We start from the raw sequence: 20,094 nt of genomic DNA, 5'->3' as shown, positions 1-20,094 counted from the left end.
CTGTTTGAAATGTTTCACGGATAGGGACCTTGAGAACGGAATGGGAACTGGGTTGCGATCGGATCAGGGCTGGCTGACCAGCGCCGGCGCATCGTCGGTGTCTACCGGCGCATCGACGAACGCATTGGCCTCAGGGCTGCGCTGGGCAACACCGCCGACACCTGAAAGTTGTTCACGCTGGCTTTCCAGTTGTTCGCGTGCTTGATAAGCCGCTGAGTCAGTCGAGGTGGCCGTTGAATCTGCAAGTGCAGACAGCGGCGAGGCGAGCAGTGCCGAACACGCGAATGACAGCAATAGTCTATTCATCGAATAGTTCTCGAAAAGGAATACAGGAATTGGCGGACCGAACAGGGTGAGCCGGCGCGTAAGTCTGGGCACTTAAATAAAAAGTTCAAGCCGTGATGAGAACAGGCTGGCCAGCGTGAAGAAATTAATGGAAAAAACGTGGATATCGGGTGTTAAAAACAATATTCAACAGCACAACACCAACACAATAAGCGCCACTTTGCGCAATTGGCATTAAGCAATAACCAATGACACCTATTTTTTATTGCTTTTTTATTACTATTACTGCAACAATTCACCCTCCACTAAACCTAGTTGCTATTAGGTTTACTAAGCTGATAAGCTATCGAAGCCCGTGCGAATAGCCATTTGCGCTATAAGGAATTTGCCAAATTTTACTCTGTTGCACGGGATAAATTTCCGCAGTATTCTCCCGGCCACCTCCAGTCCTGAAACTAGTAAAGTGCCGCTATATAGCCAGCACTTGAACTAAGCCATCATTATGAAATCAATTATCCCTACTGCTGACGCCATATGTGAGTGGCTGCTCGATGCTGGCGCATTGCAACCTGCCGATATGCACCGTGTCACTCGGCTGGGCGCAGCTCAGGGTATTGGCGAACATGACAAGTTGCGCACGTTGCTGCGCCTGGGGGCAGTAAAAGAACAGCAAATGGCTACCGCCTATGCCGAGTTGCTGAGCGCCCCACGGCTCAACGGGGAAAGCGTCGAAGCCCCACCCGTGGCCACAGAGCGCTTCGCCCGCCACCATGGTGTGATTGCCCTGGGCGAAAGCGCCCGCCACCTGCGGGTCGCTGCGGCGGTGCCACTTTCGGCGTACGCCCTGCACGCACTCGGTTATCAGGCCGCAAAGCCCATCGAGCTGGTGGTCGCCACCCTTGATGAGGTCACGGCACTGATCGAACAGGCCTATGGCGAAGGTCGCTCGGCGATGGGCGCACTGATCCAGACGCTGGACGACGACAGCGTCGACGAAGGCGATATCGAGCAACTCAAGGACATGGCCTCCGAGGCGCCGGTCATCCGCCTGGTCAACCTGATGCTGCAGCACGCGGTGGACCGCCGCGCTTCGGACATCCACGTGGAACCGTTCGAGACACAGCTGAAAGTGCGTTACCGCATCGACGGCGTACTGGTCGAAGGCGAAGCCCCGCCCGCCGGCTACGCGGCGGCGGTCATCTCGCGCTTGAAGATCATGGCCCGGCTGGATATCGCCGAGCGCCGGCTGCCACAGGATGGGCGGATCATGCTGCGCATCCAGGGCCGCGAGCTGGACTTGCGGGTTTCGACGGTACCGACCAGTTTCGGCGAGTCGGTGGTGATGCGTTTGCTGGACCGGCAAACCGTCAGCTTCGACTTCGCAAGCCTGGGCATCCATGGGCCAACGCTGCACCGGGTCGAGCAACTGCTGGCCCGCCCGCATGGCATCTTCCTGGTCACCGGGCCGACCGGTTCGGGCAAGACCACCACCCTGTATACCGCGCTGGCAGGCCTGAACACCGCCGAGCGCAAGATCATCACAGTCGAAGACCCGGTCGAATACCAGCTCACCGGCATCAACCAGATCCAGGTCAAACCCGCCATCGGCCTGGGCTTCGCCACAGCGCTGCGGTCGATCGTGCGCCAGGACCCGGACGTGATCATGATCGGCGAGATGCGCGATCTCGAAACCTGCCGCATCGCCATCCAGTCATCGCTGACCGGCCACCTGGTGCTGTCGACGCTGCACACCAACAGCGCCGCGGCCAGCATTACCCGCTTGCTGGACATGGGCGTCGAAGGCTACCTGCTCGCCTCCACCCTGCAGGGTATTCTGGCCCAGCGCCTGGTACGCCGGCTCGACCCGGCCACGCGTATTGCGTTCGAGGCCCCGGCCGAGCTGATCGAGCGCCATCAATTGGCGCGCTATACGCAGCAGCGGCCGATCATGCTGTACCGCCCCGACGAACAGGCACCCGGCGGTGGCTACCACGGCCGCAGTGCGATCACCGAGCTGCTGGTCATGGACGAAGGCCTGCGCGGCATGCTCATGCGCCAGACCGATGCCGCCACCCTGGAGGCCCATGCGCGCCAGAACGGCTTGGTAACGCTTTACCAGGATGGCCTGCGCCAAGCCTTGGCGGGCATCACCTCGCTCGAAGAAGTGCTGCGCGTCACGGGGGGTGATTGAGGTGCCGATTTTTTCCTACAGCGCACTCGACAGCGAAGGCCGCAAGCAGCATGGCGAGGTGGATGCCGGCGACCGCGCCAGTGCCGCGCAGCAGTTGCAGCGCCGCGGTCTGCTGATTCTGAGCCTCAAGCCAGGCAGCCGCCTGCTGCGCCCGGGCAAGGCGCGCAGCGTGTTCAAACCGGTCGAACTGATCACCCTCACGCAACAACTCACCACCTTGATCAGCGCGGGCCAGCCGCTGGACAAAGCGCTCGGCACCGTCGTTAAGAACGTCCGCAGGCCCGCTGCGCGGGCGGTGCTGGAACGGGTGCGCGACCAGGTAAAAGCAGGCGTGCCGCTGTCCGAGGCCCTCGAAGAACACCCCGGCAGTTTCTCGCCGTTCTATACCAGCCTGGTGCGGGCCGGTGAGGCCGGCGGCGTGCTGGACGTGACCCTCGGGCAGCTCAATGGCTACCTGGAGCAAAGCCACAAGCTGCGCGGCGAAGTGATCAACGCGCTGATCTACCCGGCATTTCTGGTCATCGGGGTGGTCGGTTCGCTGGCGCTGCTGCTGGCCTATGTGGTGCCGCAGTTCGTCCCCATCTTCCAGGACCTGGGCGTGCCCATCCCATGGGTGACCCGCGCCGTGCTGGCGCTGGGCGAATTCGTCAATGCCTGGGGCCTGGCCAGCCTGCTGACATTGCTCGGCGCCATATGGCTTGGCCTGGCCGCACGCCGCAACCCGCAGCGGCGCATCACGCAGGACCGGCGCCTATGGCGCAACCGTGTGTTCGGCGCGCTGCTGCAGCGCCTCGAAACCGCGCGCCTGGCGCGCACCCTGGGCACGCTGCTGAGCAACAGCGTCAGCCTGCTCGGCGCGCTGGCCATCGGCCGCGAAGTCAGCGCCAACCATGCCCTGCGTGAGCACGTCGCCGTAACCACCGAGCAGGTCAGGCAAGGCAGCAGCCTGACCCTGGCGCTGACGGCGGACGCCCTGCTGCCGGAACTTGCCCTGCAGATGATCGAAGTCGGCGAACAGTCCGGCACCCTCGGCGCCATGCTGCTGAAAGTCGCCGATGTCTACGACCTTGAAGCCAAACGCACCATCGACCGCCTGCTGGCGGCGCTGGTGCCGACCCTGACCATCGTCATGGCGGTGATGGTGGCGGCAATCATGCTCGCCATCATGCTGCCGCTGATGAGCCTGACCAGCAATATCTAGGAACCTGCCCATGCGCTCCAAGCAACGCCCCAACGCCCGTCAAGCGGGTTTCACCCTGCTCGAAATGCTCGCCGTGATCGTACTGCTGGGTATCGTCGCGACCATCGTCGTGCGTCAGGTCGGTGGCAACGTCGACAAGGGCAAGTACGGCGCCGGCAAAGCGCAACTGGCCAGCCTGAGCATGAAGATCGAAAGCTATGCCCTGGATGTCGGCGCGCCACCGGCCAACCTGGAACAGTTGCTGAACAAGCCTGCCACCGCCAGCCGCTGGGCTGGGCCGTATGCCAAACCTTCGGACCTGCTCGACCCGTTCGGCCACCCATTCGCCTACCACTACCCCGGCAGCCACGGCAGTTTCGACCTGATCTTCCTGGGCCAGGATGGCGCATCGGGTGGTGAAGGCTACAAGGCCGACCTGGGCAACTGGGAGTAACCGTGACAGCCCGCCCGCCCCGCGAACACGGGTTTACCTTGTTCGAAGTGCTTATCGTGATCGTGCTGGTCGGCGTTGCCACATCGATCCTGGCGCTGGGCATTGGCCGGGGCATGCACGCGGCCAGCGAGCGCAGCGCGCTGGCGCACATGGTTTCGGCCCTGCGCAGCGCCCGGGTGCAAGCCATTGCCAGCGGGCACCCAGTAAGGGCGCGGTTCGACCTGCAGCGCCGGCAGGTGCAGGCACCCGGTCGCAAGCCAGAGGGCTGGCCTGAAGACTTTACCGTGCGCCTGCAGACCGCTCGCGGCCTGGGCGCGGCGTTCGACTTTTACCCCGACGGAGCAGCCAGTGGCGGCAACATTCTGGTCAGCCGTGGCCAGGCGCGTTGGCGTATCGATGTGAGCTGGCTGACCGGCAGCGTGCAGTTGCGGGCACTGCCATGACTCGGCAACGCGGTTTCACCCTGCTGGAAATGCTCGCGGCCATCACCCTGCTGGTGGTGGCGTCGTCCATCCTGCTGGGTGCATTCGCCCAGAGCAGCCGCGCGCTGGTGCAGGTGCAGAACAGCGATCGACACAACGCGGCGGCGCGTTCGCTGATGGACGACTTCGACCTCGGTGAGCTCGCGGTGGGCCAGCAACGCGGCAGCTGGCAGGGCATCGAATGGGTGCTCGACGTTAATCAGGTACCGGCAGCCACATCGCGCCTGGCGCTCTACCAACTGGACCTCACCCTGAGCGATAACGGGCGCACGTCGCACTACAGCACCCTGCGCGCTCGCGTAGCCGGGGCCCATAAATGAAGCGCCAGGCCGGTTTTACCCTGCTTGAAGTGCTGGTGGTGATCAGCCTGCTGGGGTTGCTGCTCGGGCTGGTCGGCGGCGCACTGGTGGCGGCCAACCGCGCCGTGGCCAAGGCCGAGGGCGCCAGCGCCAGGCTCGACGAACTGCGCGCCACGCAACGCTTTGTGCGCCAGTCGCTGAGCCAGGTACTGCCATTGGCTGCAGCCACCGGCAACGGCGCCCACACCACGACGTTCGAGGGCAAAGACGACAGCGTGGTGTTTTTTGCCACCCTGCCCAGCTCGGTGGGCGGCGGTATTTACCGCCAGCGCCTAGGGCTGCGTGACGGGCGCCTGGAGGTCCAGCTGGCCAGGCTTCAGGGCCAACGGCTACAGGCCTGGGGCGAACCGCAACGCTTGCTCGATGGGGTCAAGGGGCTGCAGCTGAGCTACCGCGGCTACTCGCCGCTGGGCAAGCTCACCGGCTGGCAACCGCAGTGGCCCTGGCCAGAGCGCTTGCCGCAGGCCGTACGGGTGGCGGTGCAGCTGCAGGGCAGCCAGGCGTGGCCGCTGCTGCAGGTCAACCTGCTGCTCGACCTGTCCGGCGACGGTGGTCGGCCATGAGCCGGCAGCGCGGCGCGGCCCTGCTGCTGGTGCTCTGGGTGGTCGGTTTGCTGAGCGTGCTGCTGGGCGGGTTGGCGGTTTCGGTGCAGTTGCAGCAGCGCCAGGCGCGCTGGCAAGGCAACCAGACCCAGGCCGCGTTCGCCGCCCAGGCAGGTTTCAATCTGGCCGTGGCCAACCTGCTCGCCGATGGGCCTGCGCGCTGGCTCGCCGACGGTAGCGACCACGCCCTGCGGTTCGCCGACAGCACGCTGCACCTGAGCGTGGTCAGCGAGCGCGGCAAGCTGGACCTCAACGCAGCACCGGCCACCTCAGTGGAACAATTGCTGCGCGCCAGTGGTGCCAGCGACGAACGCTACAGAACCATCACTCAGGCTTTAAGGAAGAGGCGCAACAAGGTACCCCTGCGAATGCTTGAAGAATTTCGCGAACTGCCCGGCATGTCGTATGCCCTCTATGACCGCGCCCTGCCCTTCATCACCGTCTGGTCGGGCACTGCCCAACCCGACCCGAGCCTGGCCGCACCGGCCCTGGCAAAAGCACTCGGCCTGCCGCGCTACCGTGGGCCAGCGCTGGATGCCGGGCAGATTCTGACCGTCACCAGCACCGCCACCCTGCCCAGCGGCTTTGCTTCACGCCTCAAGGCCACCTTCGTGCTGCTGCCCGGCTATGCCGGCGGCAAGCCGTACCGGGTGTTGCGGTGGCAGGATTGATCCGCGTAGCCGCCCGTTGTGCGGCGCAGTGGCGCAGCCAGTGGCAGGTGTACCAGGCACGCTGGCAAGCCAGCCTTGCCTCGCGCTGGCTGGCTGCCTGGCTGGCCGAGTTGCAGGGCATGCTGCCGCCTGCGCTGGCTTCACGCCTGGCCACTGGCAATACGCCCCGGGTACTGCCGTGGCCGTTGCCCGCACACTGCGAACAGGGCCCTGCGGTGCTGCTGCTGGATGCGTCGCAGGTGCTGGCGCAGCGCATCGACTTGCCGCTGGCGGCCACCGGCAACCTCCTGCAGGTACTGGCCTACGAGATTGATCGGTACACCCCATACACCGCCGAACAGGTGCATTTTGTCGCCCGCGTGGTGCATCGCCGGGCACCACTGGCCCAGGTCGAGCTGGTGGCCATCGCCCGCAGTGCCTTGGATGACATGCTCGCGGCCTGTGGCGAACAGGGCGTGCAACTGACCGGCATCGATGCCCTCGGCCCGCATGGCGAACGCCTGTCAATCGACCTGCTGCCCACCGGCAGTGCCGGCGCGCTCGCCCGCCGCGGCAGGCTCAATCGCTGGCTCTGGCTCGGCTGCTGCGCCTGCACGGTCTTGTTGGCAGCGGCATGGCTCGACCGCCGCCAGGGCGAAGTCGAGGCCATGCAGCGCGAGGTTGCCGTACAGCGGCAGGCCACCCAGCAGGTGCAGCAGTTGCGCCAAACCCTCGACAGTACCCTGGGCGCCTCAACCTACCTGACCAGCCTCAAGGCGCAACGCCCAACGCTCACCGCGCTGCTGGCCGACCTGACTGCCTGCCTGGGCAGTGACACCTGGGTGGAGCAACTGGAAGTACGCGATGGTACGCATGTCACGTTCACCGGCCAGAGCGCACACGCCAGCGCCTTGCTGGCCCAGGTAAAGGCTTGCACAACGCTTGAGCATGCGCAGTTCCAGGGCGTCATCCAGGCGGACAAGGCCACCGGCCGCGAGCGCTTTTCCATCACCGCGCAGCTCAGACAGGAGGTGGCGAATGCGCCCGCTCACTAACCGTGAACGCAAGATTGCTGCGCTCGGCCTGCTTGGCCTGCTGGTGTGGGTATCGTGGTACGTACTATTCGAGTGCCTGTGGCTCGGCCCATTGCGCAGCCTGGATGCACAAGCCCAGGCCCTGCGCGAACAGCAACGCCGCTACGCCAGCCTGATGCTCGAGCAGCCTGGCCTGCAGGCGCAACTCAAGCGCAGCCAGAATGACCCCGCCCAGCGCAACAGCCTGCTGCCGGGCGACGACCCCAACGCCGTCGCCGCCGACCTGATGCAGCACGCGGTCGACCAGGTCAAGGCCCAGGCGCAACGTGGGCCGGGTTGCGACATCACTCAGCGCATGCCCATCGCCCCGGCCGAGCAGGAACAAGCCGAGCCTTATCGCCCGGTAAACGTGAGCCTGACGCTGACCTGCGCCATCGAGCCACTGGCCGCCCTGCTGCATGCGCTGGAGTACGGCCAGCCGAGCCTGTTCATCGACCAACTGAGCATCCGTCGCAGCTCCGCGGCGCCGGCCAAAGGCCCCGCTGGGCGCCTGGAGGTGCACCTGCTGATACGCGGTTACCTGCGCGCCCCAACGGCAGAGGGCAGCGCCTCATGAAGCTGCGCAGATCAACCCTGGTGCTGCTGACCATCAACCTGGGTGCACTGCTGGCCAGTGCCTGGCTGCTGCTTGCCCCCAACCCTCCCCAATGGCTGCCCGCGCACCCGCCTGCACCCCTACCTGCCCGGCTGCCGCCGGCAGCGCTGGCTGAACTGGCGCAGCCGGCGCGCGCCGCCACATGGGCCCAGCCCATCTTCAGTGTCGACCGCCAGCCCGACCCCCACAAGCCAGGCCAGCACAGCGCCGCGCTGGCCAACCTGACCCTGACCGGCGTGGTGCTCGACGGGCAGGCCCGCTGGGCCTTCCTGCGCGAAGGCAACAAGCCCGCCAGCAAGGTCGCACTGGGCACAACGCTGGCCAGCGGCTGGGCCCTGACCCAGCTGACTCCGCTGACCGCCACCTTCACCCGTGCCGGGCAAAACCAGACCCTGAGCATGCCCGTGCTGCGCCTGCCGCCGCCGTCCAAGGCCTCCGCCATTACCCTTCCGCGTATTGAAACCCCATGACCATGCCACTTGCTTCTCGTAACCCTCTGCTCACCCCGTTGCTCGGCCTGAGCGTCGCTGTTGCCTTGGCCGGATGCGCCACCTCGCCGCGCGACATGCAAACCGACCCGGCGCTGATGCAGCAAGCCTTGAACGGCGCCGGCGACCCTGCCCCCGCTGCCAGCGCCGAAATGCCCGCCGCAGGCAGCGCCGACGCACCTGCCGCAGCCACCCCGCGCACGGCGCCTGGCCGGCAGATCATCAAGGGCAACCAGCGGTTCATCCGGCCCGCCTCCCCCGCAGCATCAAAGGCCCAGGCCGAACAAGGCGACATCGTCTTCAACTTCACCGACCAGCCCATCGAGGCGGTGATCAACAGCGTCATGGGCGACCTGCTGCACGAAAACTACAGCATCAGCCAAGGCGTCAAAGGCAGCGTGAGCTTCTCTACCTCCAAGCCGGTGACCAAACAGCAGGCGCTGGCGATCCTGGAAACGCTGCTGTCGTGGACCGACAACGCCATGATCCGCCAGGGTGACCGCTACGTGATCCTGCCTGCAGACAAGGCCGTCGCCGGCAAGCTGGTGCCCGAAACCACGGTCGCCCAGCCGGCCAGCGGTTTGGCCGCCAGGCTCTACCCGCTGCGCTACATCGGCGCCAGCGAAATGCAGAAACTGCTCAAACCGTTCGTGCGCGAGAACGCCTTCCTGCTGGTGGACCCTGCACGCAACGTGATCAGCCTGGCAGGCACCCCGGATGAACTGGCGAACTATCAGGACACCATCGACACCTTCGACGTCGACTGGCTCAAAGGCATGTCGATCGGCGTTTATGGCTTGCAACGCGCCTCGGTAGCGGAACTCATGCCGCAGCTGCAGAAGCTGTTCGGCCCCGACAGCGGCATGCCGTTGTCGGACATGGTCAGGTTCATGCCCAACGAGCGCACCAACTCGATCGTCGCCATCTCCGCACAACCGGAATACCTGCAGGAAGTCGGCGACTGGATCAGGACCATCGACGAGGGTGGCGGCAACGAACCGCAGCTGTTCGTGTACGACGTGCGCAACATGAAAGCCGCCGACCTGGCGCGTTACCTGCGCCAGATCTACGGCTCGGGGCAGATCGCCGACGACAAGGCAGCGAAGGTTGCGCCAGGGCTGAAAACCACCAGCCTGACTTCGCTCAACGGTACCGCTGGCCAGTCCTCGCAAGGCCTGGGCGGCATGGGCACCCAGGAGAACAACAGCGAAGACTCCTCGGGCGACGCGTACGATGACGCTGAACCAACCGACACCAGCAGCGTGGAGCCCGGCGACGCCTCGGCCAAGAGCCTTGAGGAATCGGTACGCATCACCGCGCAGAAAAGCAGCAACCAGCTGCTGGTACGGACCCGTCCGGCCCAATGGAAAGAGATCGAGTCAGCGATCAAGCGCCTGGACAGCCCGCCGCTGCAAGTACAGATCGAGACGCGCATTCTTGAAGTGAAGCTCACCGGCGACCTCGACCTCGGCGTGCAGTGGTACCTGGGCCGCCTGGCCGGCAACTCGTCCAGCACCACCGTCGCCAACGAAAGCGGCAGCCAAGGCGCACTGGGTGCCGGTGGCGTCGCACTGGGCAGCAGCTCGATGTTCTACTCCTTTGTCAGCAACAACCTGCAGGTCGCCTTGCGCGCCCTGGAAACCCGCGGCCTGACCCAGGTGCTCTCGGCACCGTCACTGGTGGTGCTGAACAACCAGCAGGCGCAGATCCAGGTCGGCGACAACATCCCGATCAGCCAGACCACCGTCAACACCAGCACCTCCGACACCACCCTGAGCAGCGTCGAGTACGTGCAGACCGGCGTGATCCTTGACGTGGTGCCGCGGATCAACCCCGGTGGCCTGGTGTACATGGACATCCAGCAGCAGGTCAGCGACGCCGACGACAGCGCCGTCACCACCACCCAGCCCAACCCGCGTATTTCCAGCCGCGCCGTCTCGACCCAGGTGGCCGTGCAGAGCGGCCAGACCGTGCTGCTCGGCGGCCTGATCAAGCAGGACAACGGCCAGTCCGATACTCGCGTGCCCGGCCTTTCGAGCATTCCCGGCCTGGGCTGGCTGTTCGGCAGCACCTCTAAAAGCCGTGACCGCACCGAGTTGATCGTACTGATCACGCCCAAGGTGGTGAACAACCCCGAACAGTCGCGGCAGGTGACGGCTGATTACCGTCAGCAGATGCAACTGCTCAAGCTGCAATCGGCAGGCGCTCACTGAGGCAGGCTTGGGGTAAACTGGCCGGCGCCATGGAAGCCGACAGGACAAGGAATGCTACCCCCCTCATCTACACACAAGGCCCGTGTGCGCCGTGCACTGGTGCGCTGGCTGCAAGCGGCCGCGCTGGTGCACTTGCTGGTAGGCCTGGGCCTGACCTGGGCCGGCAATACCGCGCTGCTTGGCACCTATCAACTGAGTATCGAGCAGGCGTTCTGGGGCCAGGCCGCCCCGGCAGCGGCCCGCCACCAGCAGGTCTGGTGGCTCGCCCTGTTTGGCGCCACCCTGCAAAGCTACTCACTGTACATGCTCGGTCTCATTCACCTGGGCAACCGCCTGCGCAGCCACAGCGCCTGGGCGTGGCTGGCGTTCGGCATCGTGCTATGGGCGCCCCAGGACGTGCTGGTGTCGCTGCAGGCCGGGATGTGGTCGCACCTGGCCATCGATGCCCTGGCGTTGCTCGCCCTGCTGCCCCCTTTGCTGTGGCTTTACCGCCATGACCGCCCCACCACCACTTTGAAAGGACTTGAACGTGGCTGATTTGCCGATCCTGACCTGGGCCATCAACCTGCTGCTGATACAAGGGGTGCTCGGTGCCCTCGACACGCTTTACCACCATGAACTGACCGTTGCTTTGCCCCGACGCCACAGTGCACGCCTGGAGCTGGCCATCCACGCGGTGCGCTCCTGCTGCTACGGTGTGCTGTTTCTCGGCATCGCCCATGTGGCCTTCCAGGGGGTCTGGGCGGTTATCGTGGCCGTCGTGTTCACCCTGGAAATAGGCCTGACCCTGTGGGACTTCGTGGTCGAGGACCGCAGCCGCAAGCTGCCGGCCATCGAGCGCATCATGCACACCGTGCTGGCCATCAACGCAGGGGCCTTCTTCGCCCTGTACGGCTTGCAACTGCTGCAGTGGTCCAGCCTGCCCACTGGCCTGGCTGCACTCGACCTCGGCTGGCGCGGCTGGTTGCTGACGCTGTTCGCCGTTGGCGTGACGGCTTCGGGTGTCCGCGATGCACTGGCCACTCTGCGCATGCAACGCAGAGGGTTGCCGGCCAACCCTTTTGCAGGCGGTGCCTACCAGCAGGTGCTGGTGACCGGTGGTACCGGTTTTATCGGAGAGACCCTGGTCAACCAATTGCTTGATGCGGGGCATACCGTCAGTGTCCTCGCCCGCGACCCACTGCGCGCTGCTTATCTGTTCGACGGCCGCGCCCGCTGCTTGCGCAGCCTCGACAAGCTCGGCCACGACGAGCGTTTTGATGTGGTCATCAACCTGGCCGGGGCGCCGGTCGCCGGGCCACGCTGGACCGCCCGCCGCCAGGCTCAGCTACTGGCCAGCCGAGTGGGCACCACCGAGGCGTTGCTGCGCTGGATGCAACAGGCCAGGCACAAGCCGGCGCTGTGGATTCAAGCCTCTGCCATTGGCTATTACGGCGTGCGCGAAAGCAGCCAGCGCCTGGACGAAACGTCCGACAAAGGTGCCGGGTTCATGGCTGAGCTGTGCGCACGCTGGGAAGCGGCGGCCAGCCCTGCCAACCAGTTCGGTACTCGCCAGGTAGTCCTGCGCCTGGGCGTGGTATTCGGCCCTGGGGGGGCCTTGACGCCCTTGCTGATGCCGTTGCGCCTGGGCATGGGCGGGCGCATGGGGGATGGCCAGCAGATCATCAGCTGGGTGCACCGTGACGATGTGCTGCAGGTCATGGCGCGTGCGATGGCTGACCCCTCGATGCAAGGCACCTACAACATGGTCGCACCCGAGCCCGTCAGCCAGGCCGAGTTTGCTGCCACCGCTGGCAAGCTGCTCAAGCGCCCCGTCTGGCTGCATGTTCCGGCAGCGCCGGTGCGTGCCCTGGCCGGCGAAATGGCCGAACTGTTCTTCGATGGCCAGCGCGTGTTGCCGGCTCGCCTTGAGCAGTCGGGCTACCGCTTCAACTACCCGACGCTCGATAGCGCGCTGCGTGACCTGGCCTGAGGAGCGATCATGAGCAAGCCCTTGTTGTACCTGCTGGCGGGCAATGGTAGCGCCGCCGACTGGTGGGAGGATGCCATCCCGCACTTTCAGCACTACCAGGTTCAAGCCTTGGAGTTGCCGGGGTTCGGTGACAATCCAGAACCGCCCTGCGCAGACCTGGCCGACTATGCGCAAGCGCTGCTGCGCCTTACCCGCCCTGGCCAGGCAATCCTGGCGGTTGGCGTCAACGCGTTGATCGTGCTGCATGCACTGCAGCGTCGCCCGGGGCATTTCAGCCGCAGCGTACTGCTGGCACCGGTCGGCGCATTCCTGTGGCAACGTCGCCTGCCGGCGCTGATGTCGCCGCTGCCCCTGCGCAAAGGCATCCATTGGCTGCTCAGCCATAAGCCGCACTGGTTCGCCCACAAGTTCTCCGTGCAGCGCTGGACACCTGCGCAGTACCGCCGCATGGGCGAAGGCTACCGCCGTTGCAGGGCCTTTGTGCCCTACTGGGACCAGCTGCGTGCCGACACCGCGTTGCCGCTGCTGGAATGGATAACCGACCCGGTCGAGCTGGTATGGGGCGACCAGGACCAGGTGCTGGGTATCGCGCAGGCTGCAGCGTGGTCGGCGATACTCGCCCGCGCCGACCTGCGCATCAGTTTGCAGGCTGGCTGGGGGCACTACCCGTGGATCGACGCACCGGCCACGTTCGCCGCCTGGCTGGAGTCCGGCCCTGAAGGCTTCGTCGCCCACACCAAAGGTGGCCGCCTGCGCCTGGCCGAGCTTGCCGGGCAGCCGGTGCCCAAGGCCTTGACCTTGGCTGACAGCGCCGACCCGCGCCTGCCCCGACTCCTGGCTTCGGCCCCCAACGCGTTATGGGCCGTGCGTTCATCCAGCTATGGCGAAGACCAGGCCGATGCCGCCAACGCAGGCCTTAGCACCACTTACTTGCGTGTACCCAGCGACCAGGTCGCGGCACGCGTCAGGCAATTACGCAGCGAGGGGGTTGAGGAAGTGGTGGTGCAGCGCTTCATCACCCCGCAGGTTTCCGGCATCGCTTTCGTTCGCCACTTGGCCGTGGAGGTGGAATGGCTGGAAGGCCATCTGGAAGCCCTCGCCGACGGCCAGGCGACGCCACAGCGGGCCACGCTTTCGCGCCTCGGCCCTGCCTGGCGCAGCGGTGAGTTCCAAGCCCTGCAGGGTTTGACAGCAACCGCACTGTGGCGCTTCTTGCAGGGTGTGCTCAAGGCATTCCACTACGTGCCGGGCGATGTCGAATGGGCGTGGGACGGCCAGCAGCTGTGGCTGCTGCAATACCGGCCGATCAGCGAGCATGGCTGGCGTCGCCACCTGACCTCGGCCAACATCGCAGAAATTCTGCCGCCACAGCCCAGCCGCTTCGTCGAGTACGGCCAGCGCCGCGCCGCCGCCAGCATCCCGGCGATCATGGCGCGCTGGGACAGCCGTGTGCTGCAAGACAACGAGCCTTTCACTGCCGTTTTCGGCGGTGCCTCGTACATCAATAACGACTTGTTCCTCGCGCGTTTATCCGACTGGGGCATCTCGGCCGCCAACTATGCGGGTGAAGTCGGTGGCGCAACCCCGGCCCTGCCGTGGCGCCCGCTGCGTCTGCTGCGGTCACTGCCACGGCTGTGGCGCATGCAGTGCAGTGCCCGTGCTCACCTGCAAAACCTGGCACCCGGGCTGCAACGTTTCGACCAGGAGCTGGCGCAACTGCGCGCCGACGGTGCCGATGGCCAACAATTGGCCGACTGGTTCAGTCGCTTCTACGTCTTCGTAGTGCAAGGCAACCTGTGCATCGCCACGGCGCTGGCCAGCAGTGGCGGCGCGCTGCTGGGCAGGCCGGCTACCGCCTACGACAACCTGCAGAACAGCCCACACCGCCTGCCCTGGGAGACGGACCCCGGCACCCCGCGCCCTGCCCTGACCGACCTGCCGCTGCAGCCGCTACCGGCGTGGCCGGCCTCCATCACGCTGGCACACAGGCTCGGCCTGCCCGGCCTGCGCGGCTATTACCTGCAGGTACGCGAATGGTACCGGGACAACCTGATGCGGGTTTTCCTCCGCCTGCACCATGCCATGCCCGAAGCACAGCGGGCGCACTGGTTCGGCCCTCACCCGCAGGTGCGCAGCCGCGATGGCAGCTTTTGGCAGGACGGTAGCCAGGGCAGCGAACAGGCCACAGGCTTCATGATCTACCCCGGCCAGGTGCAAGGCATTCTGGGCCAGGACATCCTCCTCGAAGACAGCCTGGACCCCGGCCGCCATGCTGAGTATCAAGCCGCCCGCGCCGTCATCGCGCGCATGGGTGGGCGCCTGTCCCATGGTTCCACCTTGCTGCGCGAACTGCGCAAGCCGTCCGCGGTACTCCCGCAGGTGGGCAGCGAGTGGCTGGGGTGCGAGGTACTTTTGCATGACGGTGAACTGCGCTTGGTAGCGGCACATGGCACGGGCCTCGCCACACCACGGGCCTCCTGACCGACAAAGGACTGTAAGACAACCCTTATGCTACCTGTTCGAAAAATATTGCTGACCCAACTGGGTCTGGTGTTGCCACTCACGCTGAGCGGCTGCTGGAGCACGTTCATGCATTTGGATGGGCAGCGTTGCGTCTACCCGGGCACGCGCTTCGGTTGGAACTTCGCCACCGAGAACAGCGGGGCCTGGATCGCGCTGGTGGATGTGCCGTTTTCTTTCGCACTGGATACCGTGCTACTGCCCTATGACCTCACCGCATTTCTACCCCAGGGCATGGGTGGCGATGACAAGGAATGCGATCTCGGGGGCTCGCTCCACGTGATGTAGCAGCCCCTTGCACCAGGCCCGGATCATCCCAAGCAACACGTCCGGGATTTGCTCGCAGGTCAAAGCCCTGACAGCGCCTGATGCAGGTTGACGTCTGCAGCGTCTACCTCCTCGATGGCCAACTGCCCCTCGAGTTCGTCCAGGTGCTCGATCATCTGGCCCACGGCGGCCTGGGTATCACCGGCGCGCAACGCATCGATGATCGCCTGGTGCTCGTGCGACGCGCAGGGCGGGCTGTCGCCCCGCTGGTAGAGGGCGACGATCAACGAGCTGCGCACCATCAGGTTGTCGAGGATGCCGGCCAGCACCTGGTTGCCGCTCACCTCCCCCAGCAGCAGGTGAAACTCGCAGAGCTCCCGCACGATCGCGCGGCGGTCGGTGCTGGCGGTCGCGGCACGTTCGTCGTGTATGTGCTGTTCGATGCGCGCCTGATGCTCGGCGATACGCGCCGGGGTGATGGCCTCGACGATCGCCCGCTCCACCGCACGGCGGGCGGCGAAGATTTCGCGCGCTTCACGGGCGCTGGGCTGGGCCACGGTGGCGCCGCGGTTGGGCTCGATGTCGACGATACGCTGCATGGCCAGGCGCTGCAGCGCTGCCTGCACGTGGTTGCGGTTGGCTTGCATGATCTCGACGATATGCGCCTCGACCAGCCGCACACCGGGTCGCAGCCGATGCTGGGCGATGGCCTTGGCGAGCACTTCGGCGATACGCTGGACTTCCTGCTGCTTGCTGCTGACCGGCTTGTCTTTCATTGCAACCCCAAAACCCTGAAACGCATTCGGCCGGCATTATCCGCCGGCCCATGCGGCGCGGCAATCGGCGCGGCTCAGCGCTGGTGGCCGAGGCAAGCTGATGCAATGCGCATTGAACTAATCAGATTCCTCAACTCCCTAACCCTGTGCAACAAGCCCACTGACACTCATTTGGAAGGATCACTATGAAGCGCGAACAGGTTGAAGGTGTTGCAGAGAAAATCGCAGGTAAAGCGCAGAGTGCGGTAGGCCGCTTTATCGAGGACCCGGCCCTAGAGGCCGAGGGCGACGGGCGCCAGGCAGCCGGCCAGCTCACCAAAAGCTATGGTGATGCCCTGAACAACGTCTCCACTTTTGTCAGAGAAAAGCCGATCACGGCCCTGGCGATTGGTGCAGCCATCACGCTGGTTGTATCCCGCCTGCTGCGCCGCTGATCATCAGGCTTGAATGGCGCAGAAGGCCCCCTGCTGCGCCCTTCGGGCCGCTATGCCGATCGTGGTCAGCCAGCCAGGAGGTGCTCAAGCCCCTGGCGATAACGCGTCACTTCAAAGGCCGCGAAGCGCTGCTTGAACTTGGAAGAATCGAACAGGTTGTCCTGCGCGTAGCGCGGCAGAAGCTCCCGCAGCTCACGGACCTGTGGCGATACCAGGCTGGCAGCCGTCAGTAGCCACTTGCCGAGCACCCGATAATCCGCCTTGCGACCGCCCACCTCGGCGGCCAGGGCCACGAATTGCCGGTAAGTGAGGCGGTCGTCGTCGCAGGGCAAATGCCACGTTTGCCCGAACGCATCCGGCGCGTTGCCCAGCGCCGCCAGCGCACGGCTGGCATCGGGCGTCCAGATGAGCGTGCGCAGCGTGTCATCGCGCACCGGTACCCGCGGTGTCTTGCCAGCTTTGAGCTTGTCGATGACCAGGCTATTGGTGATGCTTTGGGTTTTGTCCGGGCCGTAAAACTCAGGGGCACGTCCGATGAGCACAGGGATCTCGCCCCGGGCCATTTCCTCCAGCACCATGGTCGCCATGGCTGCACGTACCCTGCCCTTGCGGCCGACTGGCGCGAACTCGGTCGCTTCGGTCAGCAGGCGGTCGTCCTGCGGGTACATGTAGGTATTGTCGAAGTAGACGAATTTGGCCCCTGCCGCACGCGTTGCGTCCAGGGCGTTCTTCAGCATCACCGGGAACTGCGTTTCCCACAGCTGGGTGTCTGGCGGCAGGCCCGCCGTGAAGTAGACGATGCTGCTGCCCTCCACGGCCTTGGCGGCCTGCGCCGCATCGAGCAGGTCGGCGGGCATGAGGCTGTCGGCGTCGTTGACCTTGCGTGGACGGCGGCTGACCAGCCGCAGCTCCTGGGTGAAAGAACGGTTCAGTTCACGCGCCAGTTCCACGGCAATTTGCCCGGTGGCGCCCAAGATGGTTTGCATGCGATTTCCTCGAAACTGGACGGCGGGCCGGATTGCCTCAGGCGGCGCCAGTGTTCATACCTTAGGGTTGAAGTAAGGTTCAAGGTCAAGCATTGCCAGGGCTTCTTCAGGCGCAAATCTCGGTTTATAAGCGTGGTGAATGCCGCAAGGGGTGCTCATGGGCATCCTGGCAGTGGTTCTGCCGACGGTTGTTTTGTTGTCTGTGGGTCATTGTATCGCGGGAATCTCCGTCGCTTGACCGGGCCTCTTCGCTGGCAAGCCAGCGCCCACAGGTACAAGATAACCCACGGCACTGCGGGGTACCTGTGGGAGCCGGCTTGCCGGCGATGAGGCCCGATTGGCAAGCGCAGGTTTCGACCTTTAATACAGCGTGCGCGGCTCCGCCAGCATCCTCATCTGGCGGCTGAACCTGGCGCCGGGACTGGAGGCCTCGAAATGACAACAACCAATGTGAAATCCCGATTCGAAGCAAAGCTGCTTCGTCCGGCAAAACCTGAAACTGATGCGGCATGGGCATTCGTGGTGTTGCCAAAGGCCGTGAGTGCACAACTTCCAAGACGCGGAAGAACAACCGTTGATGGGACAATCAATGGGCAGCCTTTCAAGGCAACCCTTGAGCCGGATGGTCAGTTGAGCCATTGGCTGCAGATCAGTCCTGCGTTACTCCAAGCCGCCAACGCGGCCATTGGCGACACCGTTGCGCTGGAGTTGGCCCCTGTGAAGAAGGAGCCCGAACCCGAGGTTCCAGCGGATTTGGAGAACGCATTGGCAAACGCCCCTGAAGCGCGGGAGGTCTGGAACAGTACGACAACCCTCGCGCGAGTGGACTGGATACACTGGATGACCTCAGCCAAACAGCCCGCGACGCGCGCAAAACGCATTGCCAATGCATGCGACATGCTTGCATCCGGCAAGAAGCATGTGTGCTGTTTCGATCCGTCTGGCTACTACAGCAAGGCCTTCCGTGCGCCAGAGGTGCAATAGCGAGTGATGGTTTTCGTTGGATATGCCTGGGAAGGCGTGCAAATTGCTCAACGAGAGCGGCATTCACTGAGGGCTACAATCCAGGCCTGATCCGCCCTCAAAAGCACATGAAAAGGAAGTCAGATAATGGATGTACGTTGCAACTCCCTGGACGAAGTCCGCCAACGCATCGATGAGATCGACCGCAGCATCGTTTCTCTTCTCGCCAAACGCGGAAGGCTCGTGACGCAAGCGGCGGGCTTCAAGAAAACCACCGATGATGTGCGTGCACCTGCGCGGGTCGAGCAAGTCATCAGCAAGGTTCGTCAAATGGCGGATGAAACCGGTGCCTCGGCCCAGGTGGTGGAGCAAGTCTACCGGGCGATGATCTCGGCCTTCATCGCTGAAGAGCTGAGCACCCATGCGCAGCTAGCCAGCGAGCACTCTGCATCCTGATGACAAAGCGCGGCTCATCGGGCCCGCTCAGGCTGCACCCTTGGCCTGCTGTTCCAGGTGCACCTGCAAGGTCGGGTCGATTTGCAGGGCGCTGGCCAGCTCGTCAAGGTAAGCCCGCTCTGCGGCCTGCTGGTCATCCACCAGCATCACGCTGGCCAGGTACATTTCTGCCGCCATTGCCGGGTCCCGGGCCGACTGTGCCACTTCGGCAGCATCGAGTGGTTTGCTGACCTCGTCATCCAGCCATTGCTGCAGTTGCGGGTCGTCGGTGTGGCGTTTGATTTCGCTGTAGATCAATTGCTCTTCCTGGGCGTCGATGCGACCGTCAGCCTTGGCGGCCGCAATCAGCGCGCGCAAGATGGCATGGCTGTGGCCCTCGGCCTCGGCGCCGGACAGCTGGTCGACGGTACGCATGGCCGGTTGCGGCGCTGCCGCCTGGCTGCGCTGCCAGTTTTGATAGGCCTGGAACGCCATCATGCCCAACGATGCCAAAGCCGCGTAATTGACGCCCCCCGCAGTGCGCCCCTGGGCATAGCCGTCAGCGCTGCGGCCGCCCCCCAGAATGCCGCCCAGTAAACCACCAAGGCCACCACCGCCACCCGTTGCACCACCGCCGCCAAGCAAACCGCCCAGCAAGCCGCCCAACCCGCCGCCCAACCCGCCTTGCGATGATGGGCCACCGCTCCGTTGCTGCGCTTGCGCGCCCTGCCCGGCTCGAAGCAACTGTTCAAGCAGATCGCTAGTGTTCATGGCACCGCCCTCGGTCGGTAGTGTTTGCCCCGACAAGCAACGATAGTCCCGTCAAGGTAATCCGCCATGACCGTTTGGCCGACGTAAGCCGGTAGGTGGGCGGACTTCTGCAGGCCCTGGCCGCTTCGCAGCCCATCGCCGGCAGGCGCGGCTCTCACAGAACAAACGCTAACTTGAGCGGTCGGTAAGCTGGGCTGCGAGTTATGTCAAGCCCGCGAGCGCGACGAATACCCTGTAGCAGGCGCCGCGTTGGATGGCACCGGCTTCGCCGGTGTTCGCGGCTGAAGCCGCTCCTTGTATCTCGACTTTCGCCTCCCAAGAGGCGAAAGTTCTCGACTGATCATCGAGGGAAGGTCTTGAAGCGGAGCCGCTCCTAG

22 protein-coding genes are annotated in these 20,094 nt (G+C 64.7%); 18 read left to right on the top strand and 4 right to left on the bottom strand.

From position 1 onward, the window contains the following. Positions 1 to 63: 63 nt before the first annotated feature. The gene (locus tag ABEH27_RS24680) at positions 64 to 306 is read right to left on the bottom strand and encodes a hypothetical protein (RefSeq protein WP_346616077.1); all 243 of its coding nucleotides are present in this window, start codon (positions 304 to 306) and stop codon (positions 64 to 66) included. A gap of 481 nt (positions 307 to 787) precedes the next feature. Here ABEH27_RS24680 and ABEH27_RS24675 point away from each other — a divergent pair, with 481 nt between their 5' ends. The 15 genes from ABEH27_RS24675 to ABEH27_RS24605 all read left to right on the top strand — a co-directional run bounded on the left by ABEH27_RS24675 (position 788) and on the right by ABEH27_RS24605 (position 15,373). After that, entirely contained in the window at positions 788 to 2,476 is a 1,689-nt protein-coding gene (locus tag ABEH27_RS24675) for an ATPase, T2SS/T4P/T4SS family (protein WP_346616076.1), read from the top strand. 1 nt (position 2,477) lies between these two features. Beyond that, the gene (locus tag ABEH27_RS24670) at positions 2,478 to 3,677 is read left to right on the top strand and encodes a type II secretion system F family protein (RefSeq protein ID WP_346616075.1); all 1,200 of its coding nucleotides are present in this window, start codon (positions 2,478 to 2,480) and stop codon (positions 3,675 to 3,677) included. Positions 3,678 to 3,687: 10 nt separating this feature from the next. Next, positions 3,688 to 4,110, top strand: coding sequence for a type II secretion system major pseudopilin GspG (gene gspG, locus ABEH27_RS24665; protein ID WP_346616074.1), 423 nt, complete (start codon positions 3,688 to 3,690; stop codon positions 4,108 to 4,110). Between the two features lie 2 nt (positions 4,111 to 4,112). Beyond that, positions 4,113 to 4,553, top strand: coding sequence for a GspH/FimT family pseudopilin (locus tag ABEH27_RS24660; RefSeq protein ID WP_346616073.1), 441 nt, complete (start codon positions 4,113 to 4,115; stop codon positions 4,551 to 4,553). Further along, positions 4,550 to 4,912: a type II secretion system protein gene (locus tag ABEH27_RS24655; protein ID WP_346616072.1), complete on the top strand. Its 363-nt coding sequence runs from the start codon at positions 4,550 to 4,552 to the stop codon at positions 4,910 to 4,912. The genes ABEH27_RS24660 and ABEH27_RS24655 overlap by 4 nt, the downstream gene beginning before the upstream one ends. Next, on the top strand, positions 4,909 to 5,514 hold the full coding sequence (locus ABEH27_RS24650; protein ID WP_346616071.1) for a prepilin-type N-terminal cleavage/methylation domain-containing protein: 606 nt from the start codon (positions 4,909 to 4,911) through the stop codon (positions 5,512 to 5,514). The genes ABEH27_RS24655 and ABEH27_RS24650 overlap by 4 nt, the downstream gene beginning before the upstream one ends. After that, complete coding sequence (locus tag ABEH27_RS24645) at positions 5,511 to 6,224, top strand: type II secretion system minor pseudopilin GspK (RefSeq protein ID WP_346616070.1); 714 nt, start codon at positions 5,511 to 5,513, stop codon at positions 6,222 to 6,224. Before ABEH27_RS24650 ends, ABEH27_RS24645 begins: the two co-directional genes overlap by 4 nt. Next, on the top strand, positions 6,221 to 7,258 hold the full coding sequence (locus tag ABEH27_RS24640) for a type II secretion system protein GspL (protein ID WP_346616069.1): 1,038 nt from the start codon (positions 6,221 to 6,223) through the stop codon (positions 7,256 to 7,258). The genes ABEH27_RS24645 and ABEH27_RS24640 overlap by 4 nt, the downstream gene beginning before the upstream one ends. Continuing rightward, a complete protein-coding gene (gspM, locus tag ABEH27_RS24635) occupies positions 7,242 to 7,853 on the top strand; it encodes a type II secretion system protein GspM (RefSeq protein ID WP_346616068.1) in 612 nt (203 codons plus the stop codon). The genes ABEH27_RS24640 and gspM overlap by 17 nt, the downstream gene beginning before the upstream one ends. Then, on the top strand, positions 7,850 to 8,362 hold the full coding sequence (locus tag ABEH27_RS24630) for a hypothetical protein (RefSeq protein ID WP_346616067.1): 513 nt from the start codon (positions 7,850 to 7,852) through the stop codon (positions 8,360 to 8,362). Before gspM ends, ABEH27_RS24630 begins: the two co-directional genes overlap by 4 nt. Then, positions 8,359 to 10,593 carry a type II secretion system secretin GspD gene (gene gspD, locus ABEH27_RS24625; RefSeq protein ID WP_346616066.1) on the top strand — a complete coding sequence of 745 codons (2,235 nt, stop codon included), beginning with the start codon at positions 8,359 to 8,361 and terminating at the stop codon, positions 10,591 to 10,593. The genes ABEH27_RS24630 and gspD overlap by 4 nt, the downstream gene beginning before the upstream one ends. Positions 10,594 to 10,644: 51 nt before the next feature. Further along, complete coding sequence (locus ABEH27_RS24620; protein WP_346616065.1) at positions 10,645 to 11,130, top strand: cell division protein; 486 nt, start codon at positions 10,645 to 10,647, stop codon at positions 11,128 to 11,130. After that, positions 11,123 to 12,565 (top strand): TIGR01777 family oxidoreductase, encoded by a 1,443-nt coding sequence (locus ABEH27_RS24615; protein WP_346616064.1) that lies wholly within the window; start codon positions 11,123 to 11,125, stop codon positions 12,563 to 12,565. The genes ABEH27_RS24620 and ABEH27_RS24615 overlap by 8 nt, the downstream gene beginning before the upstream one ends. A gap of 9 nt (positions 12,566 to 12,574) precedes the next feature. Beyond that, entirely contained in the window at positions 12,575 to 15,046 is a 2,472-nt protein-coding gene (locus ABEH27_RS24610; protein WP_346616063.1) for an alpha/beta fold hydrolase, read from the top strand. A gap of 108 nt (positions 15,047 to 15,154) precedes the next feature. Further along, positions 15,155 to 15,373, top strand: a complete 219-nt coding sequence (locus ABEH27_RS24605; RefSeq protein ID WP_346616062.1) for a YceK/YidQ family lipoprotein — start codon at positions 15,155 to 15,157, stop codon at positions 15,371 to 15,373. Between the two features lie 59 nt (positions 15,374 to 15,432). Here the strand turns inward: ABEH27_RS24605 and ABEH27_RS24600 are convergent, their stop codons facing one another. After that, entirely contained in the window at positions 15,433 to 16,128 is a 696-nt protein-coding gene (locus ABEH27_RS24600; protein WP_346616061.1) for a GntR family transcriptional regulator, read from the bottom strand. 185 nt (positions 16,129 to 16,313) lie between these two features. Between ABEH27_RS24600 and ABEH27_RS24595 the strand changes: the two genes are divergently transcribed. Further along, on the top strand, positions 16,314 to 16,562 hold the full coding sequence (locus ABEH27_RS24595; protein WP_346616060.1) for a CsbD family protein: 249 nt from the start codon (positions 16,314 to 16,316) through the stop codon (positions 16,560 to 16,562). A 65-nt stretch (positions 16,563 to 16,627) separates the two neighbouring features. Here the strand turns inward: ABEH27_RS24595 and ABEH27_RS24590 are convergent, their stop codons facing one another. Continuing rightward, positions 16,628 to 17,548 (bottom strand): NAD-dependent epimerase/dehydratase family protein, encoded by a 921-nt coding sequence (locus ABEH27_RS24590; RefSeq protein WP_346616059.1) that lies wholly within the window; start codon positions 17,546 to 17,548, stop codon positions 16,628 to 16,630. A 435-nt stretch (positions 17,549 to 17,983) separates the two neighbouring features. Here ABEH27_RS24590 and ABEH27_RS24585 point away from each other — a divergent pair, with 435 nt between their 5' ends. Both ABEH27_RS24585 and ABEH27_RS24580 read left to right on the top strand, forming a co-directional pair. Next, entirely contained in the window at positions 17,984 to 18,532 is a 549-nt protein-coding gene (locus ABEH27_RS24585) for a YdeI/OmpD-associated family protein (protein WP_346616058.1), read from the top strand. Positions 18,533 to 18,658: 126 nt separating this feature from the next. Beyond that, positions 18,659 to 18,967: a chorismate mutase gene (locus ABEH27_RS24580; RefSeq protein ID WP_346616057.1), complete on the top strand. Its 309-nt coding sequence runs from the start codon at positions 18,659 to 18,661 to the stop codon at positions 18,965 to 18,967. Positions 18,968 to 18,994: 27 nt separating this feature from the next. Here ABEH27_RS24580 and ABEH27_RS24575 read toward each other — a convergent pair whose 3' ends face one another. Next, entirely contained in the window at positions 18,995 to 19,717 is a 723-nt protein-coding gene (locus ABEH27_RS24575) for a tellurite resistance TerB family protein (protein WP_346616056.1), read from the bottom strand. Positions 19,718 to 20,094 lie beyond the last annotated feature (377 nt).

Source organism: Pseudomonas sp. P39-UII1, from assembly GCF_039672635.1.
In the GTDB taxonomy this organism is placed as follows: domain Bacteria; phylum Pseudomonadota; class Gammaproteobacteria; order Pseudomonadales; family Pseudomonadaceae; genus Aquipseudomonas.
The sequence above is the reverse complement of the archived record's forward strand: the minus strand, read 5'-3'. Positions and strand labels throughout refer to the sequence as shown.

Excerpts from the sequence above, each read along its gene's own strand:
- ABEH27_RS24680 (WP_346616077.1), bottom strand. The coding sequence starts at position 306 with ATGAATAGACTATTGCTGTCATTCGCGTGTTCGGCACTGCTCGCCTCG.
- ABEH27_RS24675 (WP_346616076.1), top strand. The coding sequence starts at position 788 with ATGAAATCAATTATCCCTACTGCTGACGCCATATGTGAGTGGCTGCTC.
- gspG (WP_346616074.1), top strand. The coding sequence starts at position 3,688 with ATGCGCTCCAAGCAACGCCCCAACGCCCGTCAAGCGGGTTTCACCCTG.
- ABEH27_RS24655 (WP_346616072.1), top strand. The coding sequence starts at position 4,550 with ATGACTCGGCAACGCGGTTTCACCCTGCTGGAAATGCTCGCGGCCATC.
- ABEH27_RS24650 (WP_346616071.1), top strand. The coding sequence starts at position 4,909 with ATGAAGCGCCAGGCCGGTTTTACCCTGCTTGAAGTGCTGGTGGTGATC.
- ABEH27_RS24645 (WP_346616070.1), top strand. The coding sequence starts at position 5,511 with ATGAGCCGGCAGCGCGGCGCGGCCCTGCTGCTGGTGCTCTGGGTGGTC.
- gspM (WP_346616068.1), top strand. The coding sequence starts at position 7,242 with ATGCGCCCGCTCACTAACCGTGAACGCAAGATTGCTGCGCTCGGCCTG.
- ABEH27_RS24630 (WP_346616067.1), top strand. The coding sequence starts at position 7,850 with ATGAAGCTGCGCAGATCAACCCTGGTGCTGCTGACCATCAACCTGGGT.
- gspD (WP_346616066.1), top strand. The coding sequence starts at position 8,359 with ATGACCATGCCACTTGCTTCTCGTAACCCTCTGCTCACCCCGTTGCTC.
- ABEH27_RS24620 (WP_346616065.1), top strand. The coding sequence starts at position 10,645 with ATGCTACCCCCCTCATCTACACACAAGGCCCGTGTGCGCCGTGCACTG.
- ABEH27_RS24610 (WP_346616063.1), top strand. The coding sequence starts at position 12,575 with ATGAGCAAGCCCTTGTTGTACCTGCTGGCGGGCAATGGTAGCGCCGCC.
- ABEH27_RS24605 (WP_346616062.1), top strand. The coding sequence starts at position 15,155 with ATGCATTTGGATGGGCAGCGTTGCGTCTACCCGGGCACGCGCTTCGGT.
- ABEH27_RS24600 (WP_346616061.1), bottom strand. The coding sequence starts at position 16,128 with ATGAAAGACAAGCCGGTCAGCAGCAAGCAGCAGGAAGTCCAGCGTATC.
- ABEH27_RS24595 (WP_346616060.1), top strand. The coding sequence starts at position 16,314 with ATGAAGCGCGAACAGGTTGAAGGTGTTGCAGAGAAAATCGCAGGTAAA.
- ABEH27_RS24590 (WP_346616059.1), bottom strand. The coding sequence starts at position 17,548 with ATGCAAACCATCTTGGGCGCCACCGGGCAAATTGCCGTGGAACTGGCG.
- ABEH27_RS24585 (WP_346616058.1), top strand. The coding sequence starts at position 17,984 with ATGACAACAACCAATGTGAAATCCCGATTCGAAGCAAAGCTGCTTCGT.
- ABEH27_RS24580 (WP_346616057.1), top strand. The coding sequence starts at position 18,659 with ATGGATGTACGTTGCAACTCCCTGGACGAAGTCCGCCAACGCATCGAT.
- ABEH27_RS24575 (WP_346616056.1), bottom strand. The coding sequence starts at position 19,717 with ATGAACACTAGCGATCTGCTTGAACAGTTGCTTCGAGCCGGGCAGGGC.